The 12,844-nt window shown below is 58.8% G+C and carries 10 protein-coding genes; 3 read left to right on the plus strand and 7 right to left on the minus strand.

The genetic code is table 11. The features are described 5' to 3' along the window. Positions 1 to 132 precede the first annotated feature (132 nt). From DT594_RS10160 to DT594_RS10170, 3 genes are all read left to right on the plus strand, one after another. Positions 133 to 1,194, plus strand: coding sequence for a helix-turn-helix domain-containing protein (locus DT594_RS10160; RefSeq protein ID WP_149332550.1), 1,062 nt, complete (start codon positions 133 to 135; stop codon positions 1,192 to 1,194). Between the two features lie 228 nt (positions 1,195 to 1,422). Next, on the plus strand, positions 1,423 to 3,240 hold the full coding sequence (locus DT594_RS10165) for a diguanylate cyclase (protein ID WP_178091497.1): 1,818 nt from the start codon (positions 1,423 to 1,425) through the stop codon (positions 3,238 to 3,240). Further along, complete coding sequence (locus DT594_RS10170; protein ID WP_149332552.1) at positions 3,230 to 5,065, plus strand: diguanylate cyclase; 1,836 nt, start codon at positions 3,230 to 3,232, stop codon at positions 5,063 to 5,065. Before DT594_RS10165 ends, DT594_RS10170 begins: the two co-directional genes overlap by 11 nt. 24 nt (positions 5,066 to 5,089) lie before the next feature. On the opposite strand, the gene DT594_RS10175 is transcribed toward DT594_RS10170, so the two are convergent. From DT594_RS10175 to tkt, 7 genes are all read right to left on the minus strand, one after another. After that, positions 5,090 to 6,190 (minus strand): PQQ-dependent sugar dehydrogenase, encoded by a 1,101-nt coding sequence (locus tag DT594_RS10175; RefSeq protein ID WP_149332553.1) that lies wholly within the window; start codon positions 6,188 to 6,190, stop codon positions 5,090 to 5,092. A gap of 39 nt (positions 6,191 to 6,229) precedes the next feature. Next, entirely contained in the window at positions 6,230 to 6,700 is a 471-nt protein-coding gene (locus DT594_RS10180; protein WP_149332554.1) for a hypothetical protein, read from the minus strand. 87 nt (positions 6,701 to 6,787) lie between these two features. After that, complete coding sequence (locus DT594_RS10185; protein WP_149332555.1) at positions 6,788 to 7,081, minus strand: hypothetical protein; 294 nt, start codon at positions 7,079 to 7,081, stop codon at positions 6,788 to 6,790. A 51-nt stretch (positions 7,082 to 7,132) separates the two neighbouring features. After that, positions 7,133 to 8,197: a class II fructose-bisphosphate aldolase gene (fba, locus tag DT594_RS10190; protein WP_149332556.1), complete on the minus strand. Its 1,065-nt coding sequence runs from the start codon at positions 8,195 to 8,197 to the stop codon at positions 7,133 to 7,135. A gap of 68 nt (positions 8,198 to 8,265) precedes the next feature. Then, complete coding sequence (locus DT594_RS10195) at positions 8,266 to 9,432, minus strand: phosphoglycerate kinase (RefSeq protein WP_149332557.1); 1,167 nt, start codon at positions 9,430 to 9,432, stop codon at positions 8,266 to 8,268. A 76-nt stretch (positions 9,433 to 9,508) separates the two neighbouring features. After that, a complete protein-coding gene (gene epd, locus DT594_RS10200) occupies positions 9,509 to 10,564 on the minus strand; it encodes an erythrose-4-phosphate dehydrogenase (RefSeq protein ID WP_149332558.1) in 1,056 nt (351 codons plus the stop codon). Between the two features lie 77 nt (positions 10,565 to 10,641). Further along, positions 10,642 to 12,639 carry a transketolase gene (gene tkt, locus DT594_RS10205; protein ID WP_149332559.1) on the minus strand — a complete coding sequence of 666 codons (1,998 nt, stop codon included), beginning with the start codon at positions 12,637 to 12,639 and terminating at the stop codon, positions 10,642 to 10,644. Between the last annotated feature and the right edge of the window lie 205 nt (positions 12,640 to 12,844).

Below are 12,844 nucleotides of genomic sequence, written 5' to 3' on the forward strand. Positions count from 1 at the left end.
GCACTCTTTTATTATTGTGATAAGACATCCACTAACCACTCGATCTTGCTCCCGCCTCAAACGAAAACCTACCGTTGCAACGGGCAATAAATCGTCATAATGTGACAACACATCCCGCGCAGACGGCCAAACATGCTTTCCCAACAATTATGGCTCAGCCCCTCTGTTCACCCTGTTTACGCCCGACTGATATGCGCCGAGCTGCGCCGCCGCGGTTTCACTACCGAGCAGATCATCGCCGATACCCGCCTGAGCTGGGACACCCTTCATCACAACAACCGCTTCCTCAGCTTTGATCAGATGCATCGTCTCGCGCTGCATGCGCTGGAGCTGAGCCAGTGCCCCTGGCTGGGTATTGAAGTGGGGCAGCATACCGATGTGTCTGCGCACGGCACCGCTGGCTATGCGAGCATTGCAGCGCCTAACGTCGGCCTGGCGATCGCCACGCTGCACCGGTATTCCAGCCTGCGGCAGAATATTGCGGTGTTCGAGATCGAGTCCGGCACCACCAGCGCTCTGGTACTCGACGAGAAGTTGATACTGCCGGCGCTGCGTGAATATCTCTTGGGGCACTTCACCACGGCCATGCTGCGCCTGCTGGAAACCGCCACCGGGCTGCCCTTGTACGACCAGATCACTCTGCACTGGCCAATGCCGGAAACCCCCTGGTCGGAGGCGTACACGCACATTGCAGCCAGGGTCGTATTCAACAGCCAGCAGTTGCGCATCGTATTACCCGACGATTATTTCCAAACGCCCTGCCTGGCCGCCGACCCGGATGCCGAGCGCCTGGCACTGCGCGATTGCGAGAACCAACTGCAACGGCTGTTGCGCGGTGGATCGCTCAGTGAGCGGATCAAACAGCGTTTGCTGGCCTGCCAGGAAGGTTATCCAACCCTGGAGCAGATGGCCCGTGAGGAGCATATGGCACCGCGCACGCTGATACGCCACCTGAACGATGAAGGTGTGCGCTATCAAACCTTGCTGGATGACGTACGCTGCGATCTGGCCTGCTGGCTGCTGGCGCAAACCGAGATGAGCATCGAAGCAGTCGCAGAGCGGCTCGGCTACCTGGATCCAACCAACTTCAGTCGCACCTTCCGCCGCTGGCTGGGCGTGACGCCACGCGGGTTCCGGCAGCAAGCACGGGTGCGCTCGGGAGAGTTTGACGCCACGCCCTCACCCCACCTATAGTTGCTCACTAATCTGAGAACAGTGTCACGGAATCAGCATAGATGATCGACTAACACCTTGACTTCAAGGCCGTCGAAAAACGCCAGGGAAGCAGGTCAGGCACCGAAAATGGTCTTTTCAGCAACTAGCGCAGATAGTCTGCCCGGATCTCCAGCGTCCGTCCGCACCCGCCTTTCGGCCCGCATGCTCTGCCTGTACAGGCTGTTATCTGCGTTTTGCCTGCTATGTGTGTCGACCCTTGCTCTGGGCCAGCCCACCGTACTGACTCTCGATGGCTCTGAAACCGGTATCAGTCTGCAACAGCATGCCTATTACCTGCGCGATCCCGAAGGCATGCTCGGCATCGACGACGTCCGCGCACGCGCTGCCGATTTCCGTCCTGCCAGTGAACGTCGCGATCTGAACTTCAGCTATACCCGTGATCATGTCTGGTTGCGGATCGACATCCAGTCAGCCGCCCAAGAGCCGCGCACCTGGATATTGGAAATGCGTTACGCCTCGCTGGACCGGGTCAGCCTGTTCAATATTGGCGCTGACGGCATGACCCAACAGCACGCCGGGGACACCCTACCCTACCAGCAACGCAGCATCGGCCACCGCAACCCGGTGTTCGAGATCGAACTGGCGCCCGGTGAGAAACGCAGTCTGTACCTGCTCGCTCATTCCGAAGGCAGCCTGACCCTGGACAACCAGCTCTGGAATACTGCCGCCTTTCATGAGCAGAGCCAGATGACCTATGTATTGCTGGCTATCTACTTTGGCATGCTGTTGGCCCTGGCCAGCTATAACCTGATGTTGTTTGCGGTGCTCGGCGAGCGTTCCTTCGTGCTCTACGTCTGTTTCGTGATCAGCTTTGGCATCGGCGTGCTGGCCATCAACGGCTTGGGCGCGCAATACCTCTGGCCCAACCTGGGCCAGATAGGCAATCGAATACTGCCGTTTTTCCTCAGCCTCTCTGCCACCATAGGCATTCTCTTTGCGCAGTCCTTTCTGGACACGGCGCGACGCGCAGAGGGCCTGAATCGCTTTCTATCGATCTGGGCCTGGGTCGCCATGACGGCCACGCTGATCACCCTGGTTGCAGACGGACAGCGCGCTCTGCAATTGATGTCGGTGATCGGCTTGTTCACCACGCTGGTGCTGTTCGTCACCGGTATTCTCTGCGCGATGCGCAGGATTCCCGGCTCGCTGATTTTTGTCTGCGCTTGGCTGATGCTGCTGACGGGCGGCATGCTGCTGGCACTGCGTAACTTCAGCGTGATTCCGTCGAATTTCTTCACGGTAAACGCCATGCAGATCGGCTCTGCCATGGAAATGCTGCTGCTGTCACTCGGACTGGCGGCACGCTTCAACGAACTTAAGCGCCTCAAGGAATCAGCCCAGCGCCAGGCGCTGAAATCGCAGAAGCAGGTGCTGGTGTCGTTGCTGCAGCAGGAAAAAATTCTCGAACAACGCGTGACCGAACGCACCGAGGCCTTGGCCCAGGCCAATGCGCGCCTGGAGCTGCTGGCGATGCAGGATCCGCTGACCGGGCTGGCCAATCGCACCGCCCTCACCCAACATCTGCAGCAAGCCATGCCGCGTACCGAGCGTCGTAATGAATTATTGGCCCTGGTACTCATCGACCTCGACAGCTTCAAGGCGATCAATGATGAGCTGGGCCACGACACGGGTGACCAGGTGCTCGAACAGGTGGCCGCAAGATTAAGCGGATGTGCACGGGAAACCGATCTGGTTGCGCGCCTGGGTGGCGACGAGTTCATCCTGATCAGTGAGGGTATTGTTGATCAGAATGACGCGCTCATGCTCGGCGAACGGCTGCTGGATGCGCTCAGCCTGCCGATCAGCCTGAGCGACGGCAGCATCAGCATTGGTGCGAGCATTGGCATCAGTCTGACCAACGGCGTGCAGCCCGATATTGAAACCTTGATGCGCCATGCCGACCAGGCCATGTACCAGCGTAAACGCAGCGGCCGTAACGGCGTCGTACTCTACAACCCGCTAGCCGACTCACCTTTTTCCCCGGACAAACTACGTGAGCGCTAGATTCGGAGCTTTTCTGCGTGACGCACTAAAGCCATTCATTTTGCTGTGGCTGACCTGTATCAGCTCATCACTGTACGCGGCGCCAGGCACGCTTTTCTTGACCGGGACCGAGCAGCATATCCCGCTGCAGCCATGGGTAGAATACCGGCAAACGCCGCGTGACCTGACCTATGAGCAACTGCTCGAAAGCCACGAAATATGGACGGCAGGCTCCAACCGCAGCGACATGAATTTCGGCTACACCCAGGATGCGGTCTGGCTCAAGCTGAGCATCAGTTCCAGCGCCCAACGCGATACCCTCTGGCACCTGCACTTCCCCTACTCGTCACTGAACCGAGTCGACATTTATCAGGAGGGGGCTGCCGTGAAAACCAGCGGCGCCGTGGTGCCGCTGAGCCAGCGCGACCTGGCTCACCGCGATCCGGCCTTTTCCCTGCGCCTGGCGCCAGGCGAGCAGACCACGCTGTATATTCGCGCCGAGTCCGAAGGCAGCCTGACGCTCACCAGCCAGATCTGGTCCAGCCCTGCCTTTGCCAGCTTCAGCGTCAACAGCAGCGCATTACTGGCGCTGTACTGCGGCATGCTACTGGCGCTGGCTAGCTATAACCTGTTGCTCTTCACTGTACTGCGTGAACGCAGCTACCTGTATTACGTGTGCTTCGTTGTCAGCTTTGGCGTAGGCGTGCTGGCCTTTACTGGATTAGGTGCCCGGTATATCTGGAGCGATCTGGGCACTTGGAGCGGACGGCTGTTACCGCTCGGGCTGTGCCTGGCCGCCACCGTGGGCACGCTGTTTACCTGCAGCTTTCTGAATACCCGCCAACATATGCCCGCCGGGCACCGGCTGCTGACAGGTCTGATATTGGCCAGTCTGCTGCTGACCCTGGCCAGTCTCGTACTGCCCGTGCACTGGGTGATTCTCAGCATGTCGGTATTGGGCATGATAGGCGCGCCGCTAACCTTTGGCTGCATACTGCTGGCGGCGCGCTTTCGAGTACCCGGCGCGCGGATATTCCTGACCGCCTGGGCATGCATGATCGTCGGCGTGGTGCTGCTATCGCTGCGCAACTTTGGCGTCATTCCGTCCAATCTGGTGACTACCTACGCCATGCACGTCGGTTCAGCTCTGGAAATGCTGTTGCTGTCGTTTGCACTGGCAGACCGCTTCAACACGCTTAAAAAGCAGAAGGAAGCAACGCAAGAAAGCCTGGTCCACGCGCTTAAGGCTCACGAGCTGGAACTGGAAGACAAGGTCCAGCAACGCACCGCAGAACTGCAAATAGCCAATACCCGGCTCGCGGCCATGGCCATGCAGGACCCGTTAACCGGGCTAGCCAACCGCAGTGCTTTGGACACCCACATGAGTCAGGCCTTACGCCGCTCACAGCGGCGGCGCATACCGCTGGCCGTCATGCTTGTCGACCTGGATGGCTTCAAGCAGATCAACGATCAATTAGGCCATGAAACCGGCGATCAGGTGCTGTGCACCATAGCCGATCGGCTACGCAGTATCGCCAGGGAAACGGACTTTATCGCACGTTTGGGAGGGGATGAATTCGTGCTGGTGGCTGAGGACGTCGGCACGCCAGAGCAGGCCCACACGCTGGCCGAACGCTTCCTCGATACACTGAGCATGACCATCGACATGGGCGTGCAGAGCGTCGCAGTGGGCGCCAGCATTGGCGTCAGTATGACCCTGTCCGCCGAGCTGGATGTGGCACAAATGCTGCGCCAGGCCGACATGGCCATGTACAAGCGCAAACGCAGCGGGCGCGGCGGTGTCAGCTTCTACTCACAGGAACAAGGCATTGACCAGCTGGCCTGAACCAGTCAATACCTCAGCGTCCGCTCAGTTAGCCGGCACTACCTTCAGCAGCTTGCCTTCAGCGCCGTCGGTCAACAGATAGAGAGCGCCATCGGGACCGCTGCGGACATCGCGGAACCGGCTCTCAAGCTCCTTGAACAGGCTTTCCTGCGCAACCACTTCGTTGCCGTTGAGCTCCACCCTGCGCACTTCCATACCTGCCAGGGTGGCAACCATCAGACTCCCATCCCATTCGGGGAACAGGTCACCCCGGTAGAGCGCAAAGCCCGCCGGGGCGATGGACGGGGTCCATTGCAGCAGGGGTTGCTCCAGCCCCGGCAACTCAGTATGCGGGCTGATAACCGCGCCACTGTAGTCCACTCCATAGGTAATTTTCGGCCAGCCATAGTTATTACCGGGTTCGATCAGGTTGATCTCGTCGCCCCCACGTGGTCCGTGTTCGTGGGCCAGCACACGCTCGCCTTCAGCATCATAGATCAGCCCCTGCACGTTGCGATGGCCGACGCTGTAAAGCTCTGACAGCGCATTGTCCTGACCGACATAGGGATTGTCCTCCGGGACCGAGCCATCGCGATTCAGACGCACAATCGAGCCTATATGGCTGCCGGTCTTCTGTGCCTCTTCCCGGTAGTTGAAGCCGTCGCCCAGTCCCAGCAACAAGGTATTATCCGGCAGAAACGCGATCCGGCCGCCGTAATGCGCCGAGCCTGCTTTGGCCGGCGTAACGCGGAAGATCTCGTCGACCTCCGTCAGCGCCTGGCCATTGAACGTAGCGCTAGCCAAGCAGGCATGATTGGCCTTGGCCGTGCCACAGGCGTAACTCAGGAACACGCGCTTGTTCTGCGCGAACTCGGGATCCAGCGCGATTTCGAACAGACCGGCTTGGCCTGATACATAAACTTGAGGCACACCGCTAACCGGTTCGGCTTGCAACTCGCCCGCGGCATTGATGTACCGAAGCTGACCCGTGCGCTCGGTGATCAACATGCCGCCGTCCGGCAGAAAGGCCAATGACCAGGGATTTTCAAGGCCTTCGGCGAGCGTCTCGACACGGTAATCAGCGGCCTGAACACTCCAGGCAGAGGCCATTGTCACGGCAGCCAGCAAGGCGCTTTTTTTCCACATGTCATAAACCTCCAGTTCAATCGGTGCAATTAAGAGAAATCAGCCCAGAACCCGTAGGCCGCGTTTGACCACCGGACGCGTCAGGCGACCGAATAACCAGCTACCCACCGCGACTGCCGCCATCATCAACAGCAAGCCTGCTGTTTCACGGGTGGCCGCGATAAAGGTCGGCATTGGCAGGAAATGATCCGCCACTCGGAACGCCACCCAAATGCCAACGCCGCCTGCGAGCGCGAACAACAAGCCACGCCAGGGTTTGAAAATACGCGACATACCCGCAGCCACAGGCAGCGCACAGATAAATGTGACCGTCACCATCAACGCAAAGATCGGGGTAAAGCCGGTGAGATCCCGCAGGCTGGTGAGCATGCGTTGCTCCATCGAAATCGGGGTACCCAATTGTTGCAGCTCATAGAGGTTCAACTGGCTCTGCATCAGCGTACCCAGAACGGTAGCCACCAGCACACTGAGGAGGAAGAAAAACAACACGCGCAGAACGGTTATCAACATCGCGAGGACATCCTGTTTATTGTTGAAAGTGTGGCACTCAAAAGACCCGCAGACACGTCAGGCCTGTAACCTGATATGTACGTTGGCTCAACTGGCGGACGGCAACTCGGGCAGATTGCGCAGCCCTGCTTCGTATGCGGTCATATCAAACGGCTGATCAGTGTCCAGCATCACGCCGATGCAATGGGCCAGGACCGCAGCCATCAAGTCCATGCTGTCCTCGCGGCTGTAGCCTACCAATGTGAGCTTGTTCAGCGTCGCCTGGGCGAACGCCGGCTCGTTGCTGGCCAACTGCTTTTCAATCGCCTCAAGCAAACGCTCATGGGCAAAGATCTCATCGGCCTGTTCGTCATTGGCACCGTTGTCTTGGGGTGGTTGCATTATGAGTATCTCGGGCGGGGCGGATAAGGGGGAGAACTCCCCCTCTCCTACTTAGTTGATCTTGGGGTCCAGTTCGCCGCTGGCGTAACGAGCGAACATCGCTTCCAGGTTAACCGGCTTGATCTTCGAGGCATGGCCAGCGGTGCCAAAGGCTTCATAGCGAGCGATACAGACATCGCGCATGGCTTTGACGGTTTCACCGAAGAACTTGCGCGGATCAAATTCGCTGGGGTATTTAGCCATATGGCGGCGCATTGCACCGGTCGAGGCCAGACGCAGATCGGTGTCGATATTCACCTTGCGCACGCCGAACTTGATGCCTTCAACGATTTCTTCCACGGGCACGCCGTAGGTTTCCTTGATGTCACCACCGTACTCGTTGATGATCGCCAGCCACTCCTGGGGTACCGAGGAGGAGCCATGCATCACCAGATGGGTATTGGGGATGCGTGCGTGGATCGCCTTGATGCGGTCAATGGCCAGAATATCGCCCGTTGGCGGCTTGGTGAACTTGTAGGCACCGTGGCTGGTGCCGATGGCGATGGCCAAGGCGTCCACATGGGTCTTTTTGACAAAGTCGGCGGCTTCTTCAGGGTCGGTCAGCATCTGGCTGTGATCCAGAGTGCCTTCTGCGCCGATGCCGTCTTCCTCGCCGGCCTGGCCGGTTTCCAGGCTGCCCAGGCAACCCAACTCACCCTCAACCGACACACCGCAGGCATGAGCCATTTCCACGGTACGACGGGTGACGTCAACGTTGTAATCGTATTCGGTGGGGGTCTTGCCGTCTTCGCCCAGCGAGCCATCCATCATCACCGAGGAAAAGCCCAGCTGAATCGAGCGCTGGCATACCGCAGGGCTGGTGCCATGGTCCTGGTGCATGCACACCGGAATATGCGGAAACTCTTCAATCGCGGCCAGAATCAGGTGCCGCAGGAAGGGTGCGCCAGCGTACTTGCGCGCACCTGCCGAGGCCTGAACGATAACAGGCGAATCGGTCTTGTCAGCCGCTTCCATGATGGCGCGCATCTGTTCCAGATTGTTGACGTTGAACGCGGGTACGCCGTAACCGAATTCGGCAGCGTGATCGAGCATCTGACGCATGCTGATAAGAGCCATTTGATATTCTCCAGTAATCATTAATAAAACCGTGTTTCAGCCTGCCGCAGCGGGCGGCAGGCTGCAAGTTATTGGCCGGACTTGCGCTCTTCCAGCACTGCGACTGCAGGCAGCACCTTGCCTTCGACAAATTCCAGAAAAGCACCGCCGCCAGTAGAAATATAGGAAATCTGTTCGGCCACGCCATATTTGTCGATAGCCGCCAGGGTGTCACCGCCACCGGCGATCGAGAACGCCGGGCTATCGGCAATCGCCAGCGCCAGCGCCTTGGTGCCATTGCCGAACTGGTCGAACTCAAACACACCCACGGGCCCATTCCACAAAATGGTGCCGGCGGACTTGAGCAGCTCGGCGAAATGCGCGGCGGTTTGCGGCCCGATATCCAGAATCATGTCATCCGCCGTTACTTCGGCTACCAGCTTGACGGTCGCCTTGGCGCTCTCGGCGAACTCGCTGGCTACCACAACATCGATAGGCAAAGGCACGCTGACCTTATCGGCGATCGCACGCGCCGTTTCCAGCAGATCAGCCTCATACAAGGATTTACCCACCGGATAGCCCGCCGCGGCGAGGAAGGTGTTGGCGATACCGCCACCGACAATCAGTTGATCGCATTTTTCAGACAATGCGTTAAGCACATCCAATTTGGTAGACACCTTGGAGCCAGCGACGATGGCGGTCATCGGCCGCGTCGGCTTGAGCAGTGCCTTGGCCAGCGCATCCAGCTCGGCGGCCAGCAGCGGGCCGGCACAGGCGACCTTGGCGAATTTCGCAACCCCATGGGTAGAACCCTGGGCTCGGTGCGCAGTACCGAAGGCATCCATCACAAACACATCACAAAGCGCCGCGTACTGCTGCGCCAACTCATCGGTATTTTTCTTCTCGCCCTTGTTGAAGCGCACATTTTCCAGCAGCACCAGCTCACCGGGCTGCACTTCGACGCCCGCCAGATAATCTTTCACCAGCGGCACATCACGACCCAAAGCCTTGGACAGATAGGCGGCTACCGGCGCCAGGCTGTCTTCGTCGCTGAATACGCCCTCTTCCGGCCGGCCGAGATGCGAACAGATCATCACTGCCGCACCCTTTTCCAGGGCCAGCTTGATGGTGGGCAGGGCAGCAAGAATGCGCGCATCGCTCTTAACCTTGCCATCCTTGACGGGTACATTCAGATCCTCGCGGATCAAGACGCGCTGGTTCTTCAGCTCCAACTCGTTCATGGTCAATACGCTCATGCCCTGCTCCTAGTAAAACCAATCAATTTTGTTTCAGCGCTGAGGGCGTAACAAACGCACTCAGATCGTGAGTTCTTCAGTCCCGGCTGGCGATCTGTAGCCAGTAGTCGGCAACATCCAGCATACGATTGGCAAAACCCCACTCGTTATCGAACCAGACCAGCAAATTCACCATGCGCGGTCCGGATACCCGAGTCTGGCTGCCATCCACCACCGCTGAATGCGGATCGTGATTAAAATCACAGCTGGCGTGCGGCAATTCAGTGTAATCCACCAGTCCCTTGAAAGTGCCCTGGGACGCCGCCTGCAGCAGGCGGTTGATTTCTTCGGCACTGGTGTCGCGCTGGGTCTGCAAGGTTATATCCAATGCCGACACGTTCAGGGTGGGCACACGGATCGCCTTGGCTTGAACCCGCCCCGCCAGCTCCGGCAAAAGCCTTTCTATACCTCGCGCCAAACCGGTGGATACCGGGATCATCGACTGGAAGGCCGACCGCGTGCGGCGCAGATCCGTATGATGATAGGCGTCAATCACCGGTTGATCATTCATTGCCGAATGGATCGTGGTAATTGAGACATATTCCAGGCCGATCTGTTCATTTAGCAGCTTGAGTAGCGGTACGCTGCAATTGGTCGTGCAGGACGCATTGGAAACCAAGCGCGCCTGGGGATCGAGCTGCTGGTGGTTGGCGCCAAATACCACAGTGGCGTCCACCGCAGACTCATTGGCCATCGGTTGAGAAAACAGCACCCGGGGCACGCCCGCGTGAGTAAAACGCGAAGCTTCCTCACGCGAGGTGTACTGCCCGGAGCACTCCAGCAGCAGGTCGATATTCAGCGCTTTCCAGTCGATCGTCTCGGGTTGCGGCTGGCTGAGTACCTGTACCGGCTGACCATCAATCATCAGACAATCACCCTCAACCCTGACCTCTCCGGGAAAACGCCCGTGGGTGGAATCGAATCGGGTCAGGTATTCGATGCTGGCCTGGTCGGCCAGATCGTTCAGCGCGACTATCTGCATGCCGGCGCCCTGAATACCAGCCCCGGCGCGTTCATGCAGCGCGCGCAGCACGCAACGGCCAATACGGCCGTAGCCGTTGAGCGCAATGCGGTAAGGACCGGGGGAAGGCATTCAAGCAACTCCGTTAGGCTTCAAGCTACAAGGTAAAGCGACAAGCTACACCAGGCTGCTTGCCGCTTGTCGCTAAATTAGTCTTCCAACAGCTCTTCGGCCGCAGCCAGAATGTTGTCGACAGTGAAGCCGAACTCTTCAAACAATGCCGGCGCGGGCGCCGACTCGCCGAAGGTGTTCATGCCGATCACGCGGCCATCCAGGCCTACATACTTGTACCAGAAGTCGCCATGCGCAGCTTCGATGGCGATCCGCGCACCGACTTCCAGCGGCAGAACGGCCTGCTTGTATTCGGCATCCTGCTGGTCGAATACGCTGGTGCACGGCATGGACACTACCCGTACACGGTAGCCTTGCTCGGTGAGTTTCTCGCAGGCCTGCATCGCCAAGCCCACTTCGGAACCGGTCGCGATCAGAATCAGCTGCGGCTCGCCGGCGCAGTTTTTCAGCACATAGCCGCCGCGGGCAATCGCCGTTTCGGTTTCAGTGTCGCGAATCTGATAAGGCAGGTTCTGCCGCGAGAAGATCAGCGCGCTGGGGCCATCCTTGCGTTCTACTGCGTACTTCCACGCAACAGCCGACTCGACCGTGTCTGCCGGGCGCCAGGTATCCAGGTTCGGCGTACTGCGCAAGCTGGACAGCTGCTCGACCGGTTGGTGCGTGGGGCCGTCCTCACCCAGACCGATAGAGTCGTGAGTAAATACATAGAGCACCCGCACTTTCATCAAAGCGGACATGCGTACCGCGTTACGCGCGTATTCCATAAACATCAGGAAGGTCGCGCCGTAGGGAATCAGACCGCCATGCAACGCCACGCCGTTCATGATCGCGCTCATGCCGAACTCGCGCACGCCGTAATACATGTAGTTGCCGGAGGCGTCTTCCTGGGTCACCGGCTTGCAGCCATTCCACAGGGTCAGGTTGGAACCGGCCAGATCGGCGGAGCCGCCAAGCAGCTCCGGCAGCAAGGGACCAAAGGCATGCAGACAGTTCTGGCTGGCCTTGCGGCTGGCAATGGTTTCGCCCTTGTCCGCCACATCGCGGATAAAGGCCGAGGCCTTCTCGGAAAAATCGGCAGGCAGTTCGCCGGCCATGCGCCGCTTGAACTCGCTGGCCAGATCCGGGAAGGCAGCCTGATAAGCAGCAAAGCGCTCATCCCAGGCGGCTTCAGCTTTGCCACCTGCCTGACGCGCATCCCACTCGGCATAAATATCCTGGGGAATCTCGAAAGGCGCGTGATTCCAGCCGAGCTTTTCCCGTGTCAGGGCAATTTCCGCATCGCCCAGCGCGGCGCCGTGACTGTCTTCCTTGCCCTGCTTGTTCGGCGAACCAAAACCGATGATGGTCTTGCAGCAGATCAGTGTCGGCTTATCGCTCTTGCGTGCGGTCTCGATTGCAGTCTTGATCTCGTCAGAATCGTGACCATTGACGTTGCGAATCACCTGCCAACCATAGGACTCGAAACGCTTGGGCGTGTCATCGGTAAACCAGCCATGCACTTCGCCGTCAATGGAGATGCCGTTGTCATCATAAAAGCCGATCAGCTTGCTCAGACCCAGAGTGCCCGCCAGTGAACAGACCTCGTGGGAAATACCTTCCATCAGGCAGCCATCGCCCATGAACACGTAGGTGTGGTGATCAACAATGTCATGCCCGGGCTTATTGAACTGCGCGGCCATGATCTTTTCCGCCAGTGCAAAGCCAACCGCATTGGCCAGACCCTGGCCCAGCGGGCCGGTGGTGGTCTCGACGCCCGGGGTGTAGCCAAATTCGGGATGCCCTGGAGTTTTGCTGTGCAGCTGACGGAAGTTCTTCAACTCATCGATCGACAGGTCATAGCCGGTCAGGTGCAGCAGCGAATAGATCAACATCGAGCCGTGCCCGTTCGAGAGGACAAAACGATCACGATCAGCCCAGTTCGGATTAACCGGGTTGTGCTTCATATAGTCACGCCAGAGCACCTCGGCGATATCCGCCATGCCCATGGGCGCGCCGGGATGGCCGCTATTGGCTTTCTGCACGGCATCCATGCTGAGGGCACGGATGGCATTGGCACGGTCACGACGGCTGGGCATGGGTAACTCCTGTGGCTGACAAGACAGATGAACCGGGCGCCGTTTCGGGCCGCAGTCCAATAACAAGGCCGGGCATTTTCGCGCAAACAGCGTCCATGGGCAATGAAAACCCCGAGAAACCCGCACCGGGTCCACCCGCGCCTGAAAATGCACACGCACGTCGACCGCGCCAATCTATATCAATTAATTTTGATATAGATCTTGC

The organism is Halopseudomonas laoshanensis, from assembly GCF_008365385.1.
Taxonomy (GTDB): domain Bacteria; phylum Pseudomonadota; class Gammaproteobacteria; order Pseudomonadales; family Pseudomonadaceae; genus Halopseudomonas; species Halopseudomonas laoshanensis.